The organism is Chitinophaga sp. H8, assembly GCF_040567655.1.
Taxonomy (GTDB): domain Bacteria; phylum Bacteroidota; class Bacteroidia; order Chitinophagales; family Chitinophagaceae; genus Chitinophaga; species Chitinophaga defluvii.
In genome coordinates this window covers 2,466,128-2,484,238 of sequence record NZ_JBEXAC010000002.1, presented here as the reverse complement: position 1 = coordinate 2,484,238, position 18,111 = coordinate 2,466,128, and the positions used below count along the sequence as shown (strand labels likewise).

The 18,111-nt window shown below is 47.2% G+C and carries 11 protein-coding genes; 5 read left to right on the top strand and 6 right to left on the bottom strand.

Features of this window, described 5'->3' with window-relative positions; genetic code table 11:
* Positions 1 to 110: 110 nt before the first annotated feature.
* The 5 genes from ABR189_RS23750 to ABR189_RS23730 all read right to left on the bottom strand — a co-directional run bounded on the left by ABR189_RS23750 (position 111) and on the right by ABR189_RS23730 (position 9,951).
* Entirely contained in the window at positions 111 to 3,125 is a 3,015-nt protein-coding gene (locus ABR189_RS23750; RefSeq protein WP_354662986.1) for a glycoside hydrolase domain-containing protein, read from the bottom strand.
* A 17-nt stretch (positions 3,126 to 3,142) separates the two neighbouring features.
* On the bottom strand, positions 3,143 to 4,792 hold the full coding sequence (locus ABR189_RS23745; RefSeq protein ID WP_354662985.1) for a RagB/SusD family nutrient uptake outer membrane protein: 1,650 nt from the start codon (positions 4,790 to 4,792) through the stop codon (positions 3,143 to 3,145).
* A gap of 23 nt (positions 4,793 to 4,815) precedes the next feature.
* Positions 4,816 to 8,109, bottom strand: coding sequence for a SusC/RagA family TonB-linked outer membrane protein (locus ABR189_RS23740; protein WP_354662984.1), 3,294 nt, complete (start codon positions 8,107 to 8,109; stop codon positions 4,816 to 4,818).
* A 197-nt stretch (positions 8,110 to 8,306) separates the two neighbouring features.
* Positions 8,307 to 9,290, bottom strand: a complete 984-nt coding sequence (locus tag ABR189_RS23735; protein WP_354662983.1) for a FecR family protein — start codon at positions 9,288 to 9,290, stop codon at positions 8,307 to 8,309.
* A gap of 82 nt (positions 9,291 to 9,372) precedes the next feature.
* On the bottom strand, positions 9,373 to 9,951 hold the full coding sequence (locus ABR189_RS23730) for an RNA polymerase sigma factor (protein WP_354662982.1): 579 nt from the start codon (positions 9,949 to 9,951) through the stop codon (positions 9,373 to 9,375).
* Positions 9,952 to 10,121: 170 nt separating this feature from the next.
* Between ABR189_RS23730 and ABR189_RS23725 the strand changes: the two genes are divergently transcribed.
* From ABR189_RS23725 to ABR189_RS23705, 5 genes are all read left to right on the top strand, one after another.
* The gene (locus ABR189_RS23725; protein WP_354662981.1) at positions 10,122 to 10,997 is read left to right on the top strand and encodes a LytTR family DNA-binding domain-containing protein; all 876 of its coding nucleotides are present in this window, start codon (positions 10,122 to 10,124) and stop codon (positions 10,995 to 10,997) included.
* Between the two features lie 145 nt (positions 10,998 to 11,142).
* Positions 11,143 to 13,893 carry a carboxypeptidase-like regulatory domain-containing protein gene (locus ABR189_RS23720; protein WP_354662980.1) on the top strand — a complete coding sequence of 917 codons (2,751 nt, stop codon included), beginning with the start codon at positions 11,143 to 11,145 and terminating at the stop codon, positions 13,891 to 13,893.
* A gap of 23 nt (positions 13,894 to 13,916) precedes the next feature.
* The gene (locus ABR189_RS23715) at positions 13,917 to 15,197 is read left to right on the top strand and encodes a parallel beta-helix domain-containing protein (RefSeq protein WP_354662979.1); all 1,281 of its coding nucleotides are present in this window, start codon (positions 13,917 to 13,919) and stop codon (positions 15,195 to 15,197) included.
* Positions 15,198 to 15,221: 24 nt separating this feature from the next.
* Positions 15,222 to 16,286, top strand: coding sequence for an SO2930 family diheme c-type cytochrome (locus tag ABR189_RS23710; protein ID WP_354662978.1), 1,065 nt, complete (start codon positions 15,222 to 15,224; stop codon positions 16,284 to 16,286).
* 156 nt (positions 16,287 to 16,442) lie between these two features.
* The gene (locus tag ABR189_RS23705; protein ID WP_354662977.1) at positions 16,443 to 16,907 is read left to right on the top strand and encodes a winged helix-turn-helix transcriptional regulator; all 465 of its coding nucleotides are present in this window, start codon (positions 16,443 to 16,445) and stop codon (positions 16,905 to 16,907) included.
* Positions 16,908 to 16,988: 81 nt separating this feature from the next.
* Here ABR189_RS23705 and ABR189_RS23700 read toward each other — a convergent pair whose 3' ends face one another.
* The gene (locus tag ABR189_RS23700) at positions 16,989 to 18,101 is read right to left on the bottom strand and encodes a DUF4838 domain-containing protein (RefSeq protein ID WP_354662976.1); all 1,113 of its coding nucleotides are present in this window, start codon (positions 18,099 to 18,101) and stop codon (positions 16,989 to 16,991) included.
* Between the last annotated feature and the right edge of the window lie 10 nt (positions 18,102 to 18,111).

Genomic DNA, 18,111 nt, shown 5'->3' with positions numbered 1-18,111 from the left:
GCGGGGTCCCGTTGGCAAATGTCATCCAGGTATAAAGTACTGATAAATTTTAAATTTCTATTGGATTAAATCATATTCCCTGCTATCCTGATTTCTGTAGTGTTTGTTATTTAGCGTGATGACTCCTTCCTGGTCAGCAGTACTAACCATCCTTTTTTGGGAGGCACCGTGATGGGTTGTCCTGCTGTAAATGTCCGGGCTTCCTGATATCTTTCAATAGCAGGAGCTTCCATTTGCACCTGTCCTTCCCAGCTTTTCCATTCACCGGTCAATGACAGCCGGGCCTGCTGCAGCGTATCACTGAAATTGCCGATGGCCAGTAATAAAGTGTCCTTGCCTGCATAAGCAGTTACCTTCACATTTTCATTATCACACTTTACCGGGCAATCTTCATTCCAGTAACCATACATTGTCTTATTCCCGATATCTACTGCATCCCAATATTTCCAGATAGGGCCGGGCGCCGTTTCATCTGAATTATAGAACCTGGTGGTAGCACCGTATACCATTCCCAGCCATCTGTTGCCCCCATCCTGTAGCATTTCACTCATCACGCCGAAGGGGATACCGGAAAACTGCACCAGCCATTCATCAGGTGTCATTTTATTATACCGGAACCATTCACCAAACCATACCCGGTCCAGGTAAGGGAAAAAATCAGCATACTGATTGGCCGGTCCGATAGAATAATTGGTGTTGGAATGCAGGTCGAGCAATGCCCCTGGATTATTGGCCATCATTACCCGGCGCATACGTTTCAGCACTTCGCGGTCGTAGGCCACATCATCCAGGTATAATCCATCGATCCCGTAATTTTTCATCATCCAGTTCAGTCCCTCAATATAATAGTTGATCCATCTGGAAAAACCATTTAAAACAATAGATGCATCTGCGCTCTGGTTGCCAACAGGCGTATACCAGGCTCCTTTATAATCGTTGACAAGGTGTTCTGATAACCAGGGCGCGCCCTGTCCGGGACCACCCGGAAATATTTCATGCCCCAGGCTTTTGAGGGCATAGATTTCCGTGGTGTAGTTCGTCAGCTCCCGGATAGTGTAATAAAGTTTTACTTTCCTGCCTGCTTTATGCTGTGCCTTTACATAACTGATCAGCGTATCCCTTTCGATAAAGGGGTAGTTGATGTAAGGGTTCTGTACCGCATTGTGATGGATATTGATAATATTGGCACCATACTGTGCAGCTTGCTCCACTTTTGTGGGATCCTGATGATAGTATCTTTCCGAAAAGTGTTTTTTAGGATGCACTTCTTTTGCCGGTGTGATCAGCATAGCAAAAGGCATCTCCAGCGTTGCATCCTGTTGCAGCGTCCGCTCACCTGTAAAAATGGTCATCTTCACCTGTCCGCTTCCCGCTTCCTGCAGGGTAATTCCTCCCTTGCCATTGTTATACCAGGCAGGGGGTGGTGCAGGTTTATAATCATTTAACAGCGGGCCATGATAAGTACCACCCCGCATTTCCAGGTGCAGTCCGCCCAATACATCACCTATCCAGAAGCTGTCCCAGGGGCCTTTCCAGTCCCAGGAATAAGCAGCGGGTCTTTTGCCTCCGGCTAATCCGGCCCCCATCATATAAGGCACCAGCTGTGCCGGAAAATGTAATTCCAGCTGTGTATTGCTGAGTGTAACCGGGTTGCCTTTAGGGCGGATCGTCAGCGCGTATTTAACGAAACCGTCAAACTCAATCTGTCCCCGGCACAGTATTTCCAGCGTAGGGGCCTGCCAGTTATTTTCCCATTTGATGCACCCGTCGGCCGCCGATGTAAAGACGGTTTTGCCCGGTGTTAATGCCAGTGTAGCTATACCGGTGCTGATAGTGAATTGCATGGGAGTTTTTAGCAGTTGCCGGTTATTTACCTGCACCTGTTCCGGCAAGCCATAGCTGTTGAGTGTAAGCTGTTTTCCTGCTACCTGGATAACATTGTTTTGTTTTACCAATGGTGCAAAGGGAGCGATCACTTCATTACTCATACCTAAAGTAGAATTGAGCCAGCGCAGGCGGGCATGGCGCCATAGCTCCCCATCGCCCCGGTCGGGCAATACCTGTTCCTTTACCTGGATAGTGATCTTAATTTGCTGAGGCCGGGCATTGGTAGCCGTAACAGTAGCCCAACCTTCATACCTGCCGGGCTTTGCATTGGCGGGGATAGCTATCCCACACCACAGCGCCTGTACATGATCTGCCGGAACAGCTACTTTATAGCGAACCGTTTCCCCATTCCAGTTAGTGCCTTCCTGGTTAAAACAGGTGATACTATCCCTGGCAATACTGTCCTTCCCCTGCTGATGCGTCAGTTTCGAGAACACCACGCTCACCTCTTCCAGTGCCTTTTTATTGGCCCATATCCCCAGCTGGTAGCAATAATACTCCTGCCGCATGGCCTGCCCGGAGAAAGCAGCCTTGCGGGGTTGCCGGATCCATCGCAGCGGCAGGTCATCTGTTAAACGGATGGGAAAAGCCCGGTCTTCCGGAAACACGGTAAAATCATTTACTGATTTCTTTTTTAGTAGCTGCGTTTCCGTTTGGGTAGCTATCAGGCCCATGGAAGTAAAGAAATCATGCGACAACCGTGCCTCAAATTTTTCCACGCCGGCTTGCGGCAGCTGGTCAATGCCCAGCTTTACAGTTTGCAGCCAGCTGCTGTCTGTTTTATAATCAGCAGGGAGGTAATCATTCCAGGGCGGACCATATCTGGCATCATCCCAGTTGTTCCGGTAATTGAATGGCAGGTAATAAATGGCGTATTTAGCTGGCAGGGCGGAAGGTTCAAATACCAGGATTCCTTTTTCCCGGCTCATCAGTGCCGGATATATGTTTTTCACCACCTGTCCTGTAGCCAGTTCTGTAATGATCACCTGCTTATTTTCGGGATGCTCATCTGTTCTTCTCCAGGGCAGGATCACCTTTACCGCTTTGATGCCTGTTTGTTTCACCTGAACGATGGCCCGGTGGTTGCCTCTATGCTGAACATCCCAGGTATTTTTGGCGATGGTAAACACGGTATTATCCGTATGGATGTCCTGCAACTGGGATTCCCCATTGTATTGTGCCTGTGCGTTCATAACGGCCATCATCGGGATGATGATGGCCATACTCCATATTTTCATAAGTTGAAATTTAGCCGCTATTCCCAACCGGGGTTTTGTTTCATATTTTGATTTTTGTCCAGTTCACTTTGCGGGATAGGGAACACGTAATGTTTCTTTTTATCGAATACCCTTGTTTCGTATACAGGATAGGTGAATACGCCGGCAGTACTTACATTTACACCATGTACCTCCCCATTATCCACCTGTTCCGCAATTTTCCAGCGGCGAACGTCCCAGAAACGGTGGCCTTCGAAAGCCAGTTCTATTCTTCTTTCATGGCGTATTCTTTCGCGCATTATTTCTTTCGATAATCCCCCCGGCAGGTCAGGCATACCAGCTCTGTTCCGGAGTTTATTCACCGCATCATACACGGTATTATCCGGACCATATCTTTCATTCCAGGCCTCTGCATAGTTAAGGTACAATTCGCCCAGACGGTAAATGGAAAACCGGCGGTAGATAGATCCAACATCTGTAAAAAGGTTGTGGCCTTCCTGGATATATTTACGTACAAAATAGTTGGTACGCTGCCGGTCCATATCCCTGTCCAGCCCACCGGGTGCCACATTGATTTTCCTTCCCTGCCACTGGGCTCCGTGAAAGAGGATACTCTGGTAAAAGCGGGGATCCCTGTTTATATAAGGGTCCTGGTTATTATAATGGGCAGCAGGATCTTTAATGGAAAGCCCCGTTGCGGTTTCATAGTCATCCACCATTTCCTGCAGAGGGCTATCTCCGTACCAGCCGCCACAGCCCAGGGAAGAAGCATAAAAATCCCAGTAGCTGCTCATGTAAGTATTTTTACAGAAAAGCACTTCAGGGTTATTAAGCTCCAGGAAAATACGTTCATATGCTTTTTTCTGGCCTACTTCTCCCAGGGAGATGATATATCCATTTTTTTCCGCATAGCTGATCGCGTCTTTCGCAGCTATGGCTGCGGCTTCCCAGCGTGCCGCATCATTACCAGGATTCCACAGGCTACTGGCATAATAGAGGGTTACTTTTGACAGCAGCGCTTTAGCAGCAGTAGCTGTAAAACGGCCCAGCTGGCTATCATCATGCTTGGCAGGTAATAGTGCAATGGCTTCTTCGATATCCTTTTTGATAAAGCTGATCACTTCCTCTTCTGTATTCCTGGGCAGGTAAATGTTTTCACCAGCAGGTGATAAAGCATGGTCCAGGAGAGGTACGCCACCCCACATTTTAAATAATTCAAAATAGTAAAATGCACGCAGTCCATACGCCTCTCCTTTCAGCCTGTTTTTCCTGTTTCCTACACCCGTACCTACTTCTTCCGGTATCAGATCAAAATTTTTCAGGAAGATATTAATACGGCGGATCGCGCTGTAACAATCCGTGTATACGTTCTGTAAGGGGAAATTAGCCGGGTTCCAGTTGCCGGAATTAAAATCCCGGGCTGTTCTGGCATGAAACCACTGGTGCACCATTTCATCTGTACCTGCCCCAATATTATAATTACCACCATCGCTGGGATACAGCCAATCGGGCAATGCATTATATGCATTGTTGAGGAAAGCCTGTGCATTTTCTATATTACGGAACACCTCTTCTTCACTGATATAATCGCTGGGTGTTCTTTCCAGATAATCTTTCTTACAGCCAGACAGCCATAAAGCTGCCAGCGTCAGGACCATATAAACCGGATAAATAAATTGCTTCTTCATAACTGTTAGTTTATCAGCGCAGATCAGAATCTTAAGCTGGCGCCCACGTTCATAATTCTTTGTAATGGATAAGTTAAGCTTGCCGCTGTTTCGGGATCCCTGTCTTTCAACAGCAGTTTATCCCATACGGCCAGGTTCTGTCCATTTACATAGATCCGTAAATATTTCACCCTTACAGGCGCTAATATTTTTGCCGGAAATTCATAGCCTATTTCAGTATTACGCAGTTTGAGATAATCCGTTTTTTGCACCAGCAGGTCAGATAGTATACCGTTGTTGTCAGAACGGTGGGCTACCGGTATCCGAGTATTGGTGTTTTCAGGTGTCCAGCGTTGCAACTGCAACAGGCTGCCACTGTAATGCCAGAACGAGCTGGTACCACCCAATGCACCATTGAACAGCATACTGATATCAAGCCCTTTGTACGAAGCACCCAAAGAAAGCCCGCCCATATAGCGCGGAATATTCTGGATCTGGATGGGTACCCTATCAAATGCATTGATCACGCCATCATTATTCACGTCCAGGTATTTTACATCTCCCGGTATCAGCTTACTGCTGAAGTTTTGTTTAGCGCTGTTTTTGATTTCATCTTCACTCTGGAAAAGCCCCAGTGCCTTATATCCCAGCTGGTATCCCACTTCATATCCTTTCAGGTCCTGGTAGGGGAAAGCGGGCCGGGGCTGATCATTTTCCAGTACTTTGTTCCGGGCGTAGGTAAGTTGAACATTGGTGAAGACCCTGACCTTTCCGATGAGCTTATTAAAGCGCAGTTCAGTTTCAAAACCCTGGTTGTTGACAACACCACTGTTTCTGGGGGCCATATTAGTGATGGCCACAAAGCCCGGCACATCGCCCGGAGAGGTGAGGATGTTGGTACGCCTTTCCCGGAAAATGTCGAAGGTGAATTGAATGGCTTCATTTCTAAACAGGGAAACGTCGATCCCTATATTACTTTTGGCAGCACGTTCCCAGGTAACATACATATTCCCCACCTTGTTCTCATTATATCCACCTACCCCTGACGGTGATACGCCAAACTGGTATCCGCCACCCGGTGCATAGTCTGTAATAAACACCCATCTGGCATTGGTAAAGCTTTTATCATTTCCGGCAATACCGTGGGAGCCGCGGAGTTTCAGGTATTTTAGCCAGTCTGTCCCTTTCAGGAAGTTTTCTTCAGAGAGCACCCATCCTGCGGAGAAAGCCGGGAAAATACCATAGCGCCTTCCTTTCGCAAAATTTTCAGAACCATTATATCCGATGTTCACTTCCGCGAAGTAGCGTTGGTTGTAAGCGTAGGTAGCACGTCCGCTCACACCCTGATAGGCAAAGGGCAGTTCATCATTGATGGCACGCAAAGTCCTGTTGCCCAGTACTTGTGCAGTCACCGCACTTTTGCCCCAGTTACGGGTATAATTGATCCTGAAATCGAGATAATTATATCTTTCAATATTACTGGACCCTGAGGTGGAGAGCCTGGAAGCCACAGTATGTGGCTGATAGATAGGATCACCATCTTCGTCCAGCCCGCGGTACCAGTAAGAATCAAAATTCTGGGAACGGGAAGTAGACCTGTTGTTATTATTTTCAAAGCTGAAGAAGAGCTGCGCACTTAATCCCGGAGTAATAAAATCCAGTGTATGCCTGGCCGATAAGGTACCATACATTACATTGGTGTAGTTGGAATAATACCCGCTTTTGGTGATCATGCCGTAGGGGTTCTGGCGGTAAGGCAGTTCGGTAGCACTACCCGCCCCCAGAGTACCATCGGGATTAAATACGGGCTGTGCCATCTGGGATCTGCCGGCAATATCTTCAAAGATATAGGAGAATCCCGGGCCGGGGCCGGTCCTTTCCTCCAGGCGTCCGGCAAGGTCTACCTGTACTTTGAGCATAGAGGTAACATCCATATCCACATTAGACCTGAAGTTATATCTGCCGAATTTGCTTTTCACCCCATAGTTATCAAAGAACTGGTCCTGGTGCTGGAGCAATGTACCCTGGTTAATAAAACTTCCGGATACAAAATACCGGATCGCATTAGACCCGCCGGAGATATTCAGGTTATACTGGCTTTGGCTGGAATAATCTTTCAGGATGGTTTTAAACCAGTTAACGTTGGGATAGGCGTAAGGGTTACTCCCTTCTTTGATCACCTCCAATGCTTCCGGGCTAAACCGGGGTTGCAGATTGGAGTTGGCATCAAACTCATTATAGTAGAGCGCCTGATCGTAGGTTTCCATCATCTTAGGCAGCCGGATAGGTTGCTGTACCGCCTGCTGAACGGTAAAACTGATACTGGGTTTCTGGTTAGCATTACCGCGGCGGGTAGTCACAACGATTACGCCGTTGGCCCCCTGAATACCATATAATGCGGAGGAGGAAGCATCTTTCAGGATGGTCACGGATTCAATTTCATTAGCATCCAGCTGACTAAAGTTGGCCGCTGACCTGGGCAAGCCATCGATCACCACCAGCGGAGAGGAATTACCATAGGTACCGATCCCCCGGATATAGAGGCTCGCAGCATCCTGTCCGGGTTCACCGGTAGTTTGCACGGTAATCAATCCGGGCAGGCGGCCGGCCAGCGCATTGCTCAGGTTGGCCACCGGACTTTGTTTCAGCTCTTTGGTTTGTATGGTAGCAATGGCACCTGTAACTGATCTTTTGGATTGTTTATTATTCATCCCCACCACGATCACCTCATTGAGGGAGCTGGAAGCACCTTTGAGCTGTACATCAATCACCAGTTTATTATCAACAGGTATTTCCTGTGTAGTAAAACCGATCATGCTGAATACCAGTGTTCCTTTAGCATCGGGCACGCGCAGGGTATAGGTCCCTTTTTCATCCGTGATGGTAGCAGTGGTGGAGCCTTTGAGCAGTACTGTTACCCCAGGTACCGGCTGTTCATTTTCATCCTTTACCTTTCCCGTAATGGTCACCAGCTGCTGTACTGTTGACACAGGCTCCGTTGTACGTGGGCCGGGAGCAGCATCCGCCGTAACCAGGATAAAATTATCCTTTAACTGGTACCGGTATTTATTCCGGCCCAGTATATCATTCAGCACCAGCTGCAGCGTTTTTTGATTAGCGGTGTATGTTACAGGCAGCTGCCCGTTGATCTGGTCAGAATTGTACATAAACCTGAAAACAGACTGTGACTCAATAGCTGTAAAAGCGGCCTTCAAAGTGGCCCCTTCCAGCCGGAGCGTCACTTTTGTTTCGGCCAGCGACTGGCTGTGAACATGCCTGGCCTGCAAGCAGCATATGGAAGCAAACATGAGACCCAGCGTAAGCCCTGAAAGTTTCATAAAAAAACTGGTTTGGAATAGGTAAGCATACCGGGCACGGCCCAGTAAAAGGCATAGTTGCCTCATTACATAGAAATGCATAAATTTGGTTGAGTTTAATTTATTAACACTTACCGTCCTGCGGTAGCCGATGGATCAGATCAGCTATATTGGCAGGGCGGTTTTTTTTGATTGATAACAGGTTACCTGGTTTTTTATTAGTGGCACTCTTCTCCTGATAATATCACGCTATTGCCATCCTTTATTTCATAACGCACATGACTAATGGTACTGAATAGTTCTAACAGTTTTTCTAATGTTATATCATTGGGAAAATGTCCGGTGTAGTTGCAATATTTTAGTTGTGGATTTTTAAATTCAAACGTAACCCCGTACCAGCGTGACAATGCTGCTGTAATATTTTCCAGGGATTCTTCTTCAAAGCTGAGTTTACCTGCTACCCAGGGCATACCATCCATTGCCGGCACAGTTACCGGCTGCATCTTTTGAGTAGTGGTATTATATTTTATACCGCTGCCGGCTGTAAGTACAGCAGTACCCGCCTGCTCATTCCCTACTTTTACTTTGCCACTCAGCACTACTACCGACATGTCTGTTTCCTGCTGATAGGCTTTCATATTAAAAGAGGTGCCCAGCACTTCTGTCTGCAGTTTTCCTGCCAGCACACGGAATCCTGCATGTTCCTGTTTTGCAATATCAAAGAAGGCCTCCCCTGTCAGCTCCACCTGGCGTTGCTTACTGTCAAAAGTTGCAGGGTAGTGTAATTCACTCATCGCATTGAGCCATACCCGGGAACCATCCGGCAGCTGTACCGTTTTAATTTCCCCTTTCCCTGTTTTCACCACCACCATTTCAACCGCCTGGTAGAAAGTGGTGTACCATAATATGCCCAGTAAACTCACCAATACCAATACGGCCGCAGCAACTGCTATCCGTTTCCATACAGGTCTGGCATTAACAGGCACTACAGGTACTGTCCGGTCTTCCCCCAGCATGTGCTCCAGCCGGAGGCGCAGGCGTTCTTCCAGTTTGCCGGCCGCATCCGGCATATCCGCCGCTATTGTTACCTCCTCATCATTAAAAGCGTGGTACCATGCTTCCACCAAACGGGATTGTTCGGGAGTGGCAGTGCCATCCAGGTAGTTTGCTACCGCCTTTTTAAATTCATCTGAGAACGTCATACGGGTGATGTATATATAAGTAAGTGTCTTCACCTTCCCCTGGCACCTACGCCGTGGCAAAAAAAATTAAATAAAAGGGAACTTATGGTTGAAAGAACAGGAGCAGCAGGAGGAGGAACAGGCTTCTGAAAGAGGATTTGAGGTGGCGGAGCGCCTTATTCAGCTGGTTTTCCACTGTTTTGCCGGAGATATTGAACTTTTCAGCGATTTCTGCAGTAGTGAGTCCCTGTTCGCGGCTATCTTTAAATATCAGGCGGCATTTCTCCGGTAATTTTTCCACTTCTTCCCTTACCATCTGGAGAATACGTTTATGATGCAGTACCACATCGGGGTGAGGAGTGGTGGTTATTTCAGCAGTACTTTGCAGGATGTAATTGCGGGCAGACATTTTTTTTCTGAGATGTGCCAGGACGGAAAACTTTACCGCAGCTGCCAGGTATGCCGGGAGATTGTCCGGCGCCAGCTCCAACCGTTTCTGCCATACCAGCGTCAGCACATCATGTACAATATCTTCTGCGGTAGCCATATCTTTCAGACGGTTATAAGCGATCCCAAAAAGCATTTTCCAATACCTGGAATAGATTTCAGTAAAGGCTACTTCATCGTGCTCTCTTAACCTGCACATCAGTTCTTTTTCATCAAGTGCACTGTATCTTAACATAATAGAAAGTAATAGCCTTTTGAAAGATGGCAACGATGTTTAAAACTACAAATTAATTTCGTTTTGCCAAACCGGCAACCTACCCTGTCCTTTATTCCATAGGAGCACCAGCTCCGGCTATCAGATTCCGGCTTTTTTACTTATCTTAACTAATGAAAATCATCCACGACATGAAAAGCTTCCATACTTTCCCCATCATAAAGTATGCTGCCAGGTATCCCCGTTTTACGCTACTGGACCCCGTGGCCAACAGGATTACCCTGATCATTTTCTGCAGCGTGTTCAGCTTCCTGTTTATGTATATTTTTCTGCCCTTTAATATCAATATGTGGTATGAAGGGGAGCAATTTCCGCTGGCAGGTCTGTTTCTTATTTTTACTTTATGCGGAGTGGTGGTATTGACTATTACCCAGTTTCTGCTCATGCGGTTTAAATGGCGGCGCCGGCTCACCAATGCCACCTACCTGTTCTGGCTGATAGGAGAAATACTCCTGGTATCCCTGCTGGTTACCGTAGTAAATGTATCCATTACCACTACTTTCTATTTTACGTGGACAGAGTTCATCAATACCCTGCATTATACCGGGCTGATTTTACCCCTGCCTTATTTTATTGCCCTTTTATGGTTTTATACCCGGGAAAAATGTGCCCGGTTGAACAGCCTGGAAAAAGGGCAGGAAATAAAGGAGGTAACCGGTTGTTTATTGATCCGGGACGAACATGACAAACCTGTTTTAACCCTGCATGCCGGAAAATTGCTGATGATGAAGGCAGAGGATAACTATGTACATGTTTTTTATATTTCCGGCAACACCATCTGTAAGGAACTGGTCAGAACTTCCCTGAAGAAACTGGAAAGTTATCTGGCGCCGGACAGTTTTGTACGATCGCACCGATCGTATCTGATCAATATTACCAAAGTGGTACTTTTTAAGAAAAATACAAAAGGTCATTACCTGCAATTGGAAGGATTGGATGACATGAATATTCCGGTATCGGCCTCGTGCCTCCCCACCTTTCAGGAACGATTCGTCCCCGTGAGCTGAATTTTACCCCTAATAGCCCTTATTTCACCCCAAAGTGCCACCCCGCCGCACTTGCGCTACACGTATTTTAGTAATATCGCTGTATCACACAACCATTTGATAACCGTATAAGCACTATCAACCAAACCCACAAATTTCCTTGCCGATGTTAAGATCTATTATTTTAGGCATGGCTTGCCTGTTCCTGTTGGTCAGTAGTGCCCAGGCACAAAATGTAATAACGGGAAACATCCGTAACAGCAGTACCAAAGAAGTGATCCCTGCCGTGTCCGTTTCTATGCGGGAAGCCCCGAACGGAGACTATACCAATGACCAGGGCAATTTCAGATTCTCTACCCGTAAAAGCTATCCTATCGTCCTTATATTTTCCTCCGTTGGCTACGAAACAAAAGAAATCACCGTTTCCGGTCCTGGTGCACAGCGCATAGAACTTACGCCTGTATCCGTATTAGGAAAGGAAGTGGTGGTTTCGGCCAGCCTTTTTGTACAGAAAAAGATCGAGTCTCCCGTTACGATTGAAAGAATCAGCACCAAAGACATCATCAACTCTCCGCAGCCCAGTTATTACAATATCCTCCAGGGGCTGAAAGGGGTGGATGTCACCACTTCCAGTATGCTATTTACCACCGTTACCACCCGTGGTTTCAATACCAGTGGTAATACCAATTTCACGCAGATCGTAGACGGGATGGATAATCAGGCACCCGGCCTTAACTTTCCTTTGGGTGCCATTATCGGGTTAACAGAGCTGGATGTGGATAACCTGGAAGTACTTTCCGGAGCGTCTTCCGCATTATATGGCTCCCGGGGGCTGAATGGCACGCTGGTGATGACCGGCAAAGATCCATTCAAGTATCAGGGCTTAAGTGCCCAGATCACCCAGGGTGTGAACCATATTAAAAAAGGGAAGTCCAACGATCCTTTAGGCCCTTCCCCTTATTACGATTGGGTAGTGCGCTGGGGTAAAAAGGTGAACGACAAATTTGCTTTTAAAATGAATGTACAGTATACCCAGGCCAAAGAGTGGATCGCTTCAGACACCACCGATGCCAATGGCATTGGGGGGCCGCTGATCAACCCCAACTATAAAGGCGTGAACATGTATGGCGCCAGCACCAGCCTGGACCTCAACCAGTTCCTGGAAGGTGCTTTGGCAATGGAACCTGCGCTGGCCCCCATTATCAATCCTTTGCTGGAAAGTGGCAGCCACTACGTAGCCCGTACCGGGTATCCTGAATATGGGTACCTGAGCAGTGATGCCAAATTATTCAAAGCCAATGTAGAATTGCGGTACAAGATAAAGCCCAAGCTGGTAGCCATTCTTTCCGGCACTTACGGGCAGGGTAATGCAGTATATAGCAACGACACCCGTTATGCACTCACGGGGTTTCATCTGGGGCAATACCGGGCAGAGCTGAAAGCCGAGCATTGGTTTTTGCGGGCTTATACCAGCCGGGAAAACTCCGGCAATACCATTATTGCCATGCCTACTGCCCAGCTGATCAACGAAGCCTGGAAACCCAGTTATGATGGCAATACCGGTGATGGCTGGTATCCCCAATATACCGGCGCCCTGTTACAGGCCATGATGGAAGGTAAAAACTACCAGGAAGCCAGTGTAATAGCCAGGGCATTTGCCGATCAGGGTATGCCGGCTGCTGGTAGTCCGCAGTTCCTGCACCTGAAAGACAGTATTTCGAGTAAGCCCACTTCGCAGGGAGGCACTAAATTTACCGACAGGAGCAGGTTGTTCAATGCAGAAGCCCAGTACAATTTTTCCCACCTGGTAAAATTTGCGGAGCTGATTGCGGGACTGAACTACCGCCTGTACCGCCTGGATTCCAAAGGCACCCTTTTCCCGGATACAGAAGGTCCGATAGATGTAGCTGAATACAGTGCCTATGCGCACCTGACCAAAAAAGTAATCCATGACAAGCTGAGCCTGGCCGCCGCTTTCCGCTATGATAAGAATACCCTCTTTGCCAAACCCCGTATCACTACCCGGGCATCCGCAGTAATAGAGGTGAACAAAGAAAGCTTTATCCGCTTCTCCTATCAGAATGCCTATAGTTTTCCGTCCAATATACAGTCTCTCCAAAGCACCCCGGTGGACTATAACAGTTTTGCTTCCGGGGGCTCCGACCGCCTGCTCAACGGGGTATACCAGTTTGATAAATATCCCGCCTACACGTTGCAGAGCGTGGATTCTTTCCGGAAAACAAAAAACCCTGCTGATCTGAAAGAATTTGCCCTGAACGATATCAAGCCGCAGTCGGTAGATGCCTTTGAGCTGGGTTATTCTTCGCTGATCGCCAACTGTGTGCTGATCGATGTGCTGGGGTACTACTCTACCTGGAAAAACTTCATCGGTTATGTGAATGTGGCCAATACACCTGGTATCAATGATCCGGAAGCATTCCTGGACCGCAGCAAGTATATCCAGTATAACATTGCCTATAATGGCGCAGAAAAAGTAAATACCTATGGTTATGCTGCCAGTGTAAGTGTGGACCTGTCCCGTCATTTTCTGGCCAAGGTTAATTTCTCTTCCGATTTCCTGAAAAACCGGAATAACAGCCAGGTAAACAATTTTAATACCCCTAATTACCGTTTTAATATAGACTTTGGCAATACCGGCTTTGGCAAGAAGGAGCGATTCTCCTTTAACACCACTTTCCGTTATCGTCCGGCATATTTCTACCAGATAGGATTTGGCAGTGGTACCGTGCCAGCCTCCGCCGTGATAGATGCGCAGGTGAGCTATCGTTTACTGCAGGCACACTCCACGATCAAGCTGGGAGGGATTAACCTGACCAATGAGTATTACAGGAACGGATTTGGCAGCCCTGCCATTGGCGGGATGTACTACGTGAGCTTTGCGTACAATGTTTTCTAAACTATTAAAAAAACTATCAACATATGAAACGATCGCATTTTCATTTTCTCTTTGCAGCCCTGTTCCTCTCGCTCGCAGCTTGCCAGCCGATGGAGCAAAAAAAAGCTACCGGGTATAGTACGGAGCTGACTTTTGGGCCTGGCGAAGAAACAAAAATAGCAACCGCTTTCCTTTCTCTTAAAGATAGCAGCAGTATACAGTTAAAAGAAGGGGTGTATAAATTTGACAACCTGAGTATTGCACAGGCAAAACATATCCGGATACAGGGTGCCGGTGCAGACAAAACCATCCTTGATTTCTCTGCCCAAAGCCAGGGAGGAGAGGGTATCCGTGTCACAGATGTAATAGGTTTTACCATCGATGGTATGACCTTACGTGATTCCAAAGGTGACCTGATCAAGATCAACAAAAGCGAAAATGTGGTGATCACCAACCTGCATGCCATCTGGTCGGTAGCAGATTCTACCAGTGGCGGATATGCGATCTACCCGGTGCTATGTAAAAACGTGCTGGTAGAAAACTGTTATGCAGAAGGCGCATCTGACGCAGGCATTTATATTGGTCAGACAGACAGTGCCATTGTGCGCAAATGCAAGGCTTACAAAAACGTGGCCGGTTGTGAAATAGAAAACACTTCCCATGCGGAGGTATATGATAATGAATTTTATGGCAATACGGCTGGCTTCCTCATTTTTGACCTGCCGGATCTTTCCAAACGCGGTGGTTTTGTAAAGGCGTATAACAATTACCTGCATGATAACAATGAGCGGAACTTTGCCAAATCCGGCAGTTTCGGATCCACCTGGGGGGTGGGCAATGCTGCCCCTGGCAGTGGTATTGTGATCCTCGCAGCTTCAGATATTGAGCTGTATAATAACCGGATCATCAATAATAATTCCAGTGCGATCTCTGTTGTATCCGGTTTTTTTATTGATGAAAATGCCGGCGCTAAAATTAATGCCAACTATTTCCCTATACCTAAAAATGTGCATATCCACGACAATATCATGGAAGTGGGTAGTGCTTTTCCCTCAGCAGCCTACGAGCACCGTACCGGTAAAATGCTGGTGGGTATTGAGCAAAAGTTAAATGCACAAGACCCATCGCGTAAGAATGCCCGTTTACCTTTCATAACCTATGACGGCATCAGCACCAATCTGCTGACCAAGGGCACTGCTGCGAATCCGGATTCCATCTGTATTCAACAGCAGGGCCCTAATTTATTTGTCAACGTGGATGCGTTGCATATGGCCTCCCCCAACTGGCGGCCCAATACGGACATTACGCCCTTTGTTTGTAAATAAGTATGGATTAAATTTTTTCTGGAGATGCGGAAGCTTTGTTTAATTATTGTGAGTTTCATTTTATGGCTGGCCCTGGTACAGAGCTGCAAGCAAAAAACAGCCCCTGCCAGTGCTGCCGGTATATTTGAATTTAAAGATAAACTGTCGGGATATGGTTTCTTTACGGGTACACTAAAAGACCTGGTACCACGCAAAGGGGTGTTAAACTATGATTTAACCACCCCTTTGTTTACAGACTATTCGGTAAAAGACCGCTTTATTGTATTGCCGGAAGGAAAGACCATGCAGTATACCGAACATGGTGCACTGGATTTTCCTGACTCTACCTTTATCGTCAAAAACTTTGCCTACACCAATACCTCCCATCAGAAGATCATGCTGGAAACGCGGTTGTTGTTTAAAGATCCGGCAGATAAACAATGGAAGGTGATGAATTACCTGTGGGATCAGGGGCAGCAGGATGCAGACAAGTGGATTCTGGGAAAAAAGATCCCGATCACTTTCCTGGATGATCATCAGCAGGAGCGGTCTACCGTATATCAGATGCCTAATACCAATGATTGCAAGCGTTGTCATATTAACAATAGTGTGCTAACCCCTATTGGGCCCAAGGCGCGCAACCTGAATTTTACCCGGCAAGGGCAGGCACAGAACCAGCTGGCCCAGTGGGCCGCAGGCGGATATCTGAAAGGCTTTACTTCTCCTGAAGCAACACCCCGGCTACCTGACTGGAAAGACAGTGTGCACTTCACCGTTAGTGAGCGTGCCCGTGCTTACCTGGATGTAAACTGTGCACATTGTCATACCCGTGGCGGCGATGCTTTTAATACCGGTATGTTCCTGGAGTATGAGCAAACCAGTCCGGACCATCTCGGCATTATGAAATCGCCGGTTTCTGCCGGCGGTGGTGCAGGTGGGCTGGACTATGATATTATCCCCGGCGACGCGCAACATTCTATCCTGGCTTACCGGATGAATAGTGTGGAACCTGGCACCGCTATGCCGGAGCTGGCACGTACGGTAATCCATGAGGAAGGTGTGGCACTGATACGGCGATGGATCAATGAGATGAAAAAACCTGTCAGATGAGGTAAGCATCCATTGTTTGCCACGGCCCCTGTTTCCCCTATCCTTTTCCAACTCACTTGTCCCTCAGTAGCCCCTGGAGTTCCCTGCTGGCTTGATTTTAGAAATAAATCAATAATTTTGCCTATTTTAGAATAAATTCTAAACCACAGGACTCTGATGAGCCACAATTTAAATATCGACAAATTAGACATACAGATCATGTCTGAGATGTCCCGCAATGCAGGTATATCCTATGCTGAACTGGGGAAAAAGCTGTTTATTTCCGGGGGCACCATCCACGTCAGGATGAAAAAGCTGCAGAACATGGGGATTATCAAAGGCACTAAGTTAAGTGTGGACCTGCGGATGCTGGGCTATGAAATAACTGCCTTCATTGGCATTTTTACAGAGAAGAACAGTGTATATGAACATATTGTGAAGCAGTTATTAAAAATTCCGGGCGTAGTGCGCCTGAATAGTACTACCGGTGTATATAGTATGATCGCAGAACTTGTTTGCAAAAACAATACTGCATTGCGGGATATTCTGCATGCCGTACAACAGGTAAAAGGCATTGACAGAACGGATACCCTGATTTCGCTGGATGAGAGTTTTTCCCGTTCTATAGAACTGGAACTCTAAGCCACTTCCTGCCATTATCCGCTCATTCAAAGAATTAAAAAGGGTTGCCCATTGGCAACCCTTTTATGGCATGTCTATCCCTTACTTTTTCTTCGTCCCGTAAGTTTTCAGGATCTGACCATACTCCTTTACAAAACTGAGATCCTTATAACTTTCCTTATAGGCCCCATCTATATACACCGCAAAGGTGGTGATATGTTTTATACCAGCATCTGCGTAGGTCTGCACATCGCTGCTGCATACCTCCGGGTACCAGGCTACTTTCGTTGCCGGCTTTTTCCAGTGGCTTTGCAGGGATACATCCAGCCAGTATTCCAGTACCTGAGAAGTATCTGCCGGGAACACTTCCAGGTTTTCCTTCAGCAGTTGCATCGTTTGACCGTGGGTGAGCCTGCCACCCGCCCCCTGTTTGGCAGCAACAATTCCCGCAGCACTATCCGACAACGGTTTATCCCACTCCCGGTAGATAGGCGCAAATTCCAGGAAAATACCAGGCTCAGGTTTTACCTTTTTGGGTGGCGGCATGGTATTCACATATGCCAGGTGCGCCAGTGAAGCATTCGGATCTTTTTTGCGCAGGGCTTTTATCATCGCATTTTCAATGATCAGCGCCTGGTCGGAATCAGAAAAGTCTTTGCACAAAGGACATTTACACATCGGCACGGCATCATCAATCCAGTAAAAGTATCTGCCGGTAGTGGGCGTTAGGATGGCCGCATATTTCACTGCATTTTCCGCGATGATATCCAGTGCATCCTTTGAACTTACACAGCAATTATAATCCGGCACTCTCTCTCCATTTTCGTTCATCCGGAACATTTCCGGTTTTTGCTTAAACAGTTCCCGTGGTAATAAATCGTGCATGGAATGCAGTTCGTGTTCTACCTCGATCTTATACTTTTTACAATCCTCGAGGAAACGTTGTCCTTTGGGAGATTGAATAAAAGCAGACACCTGTGAAGGGGTGATATGAGTACCGATGGTGGTAAGTCCTGCCTGCTGTGCCAGCAGGGGCCAATCCAGTGTTTCCAGGTCTTCTACGGCCAACACTACGCCCCTTGTTTTTAGTCCCTGGGCTGCAGGGCTGCATGCAAAGATATTATTCAATAAACCCGGAATAAACAATGCCCCCAATGCCGGTGCCGTCCTGTTAAAAAATGCCCTTCTGTTCATAATATTTTTGTGGCTACTCATTACTGATTGT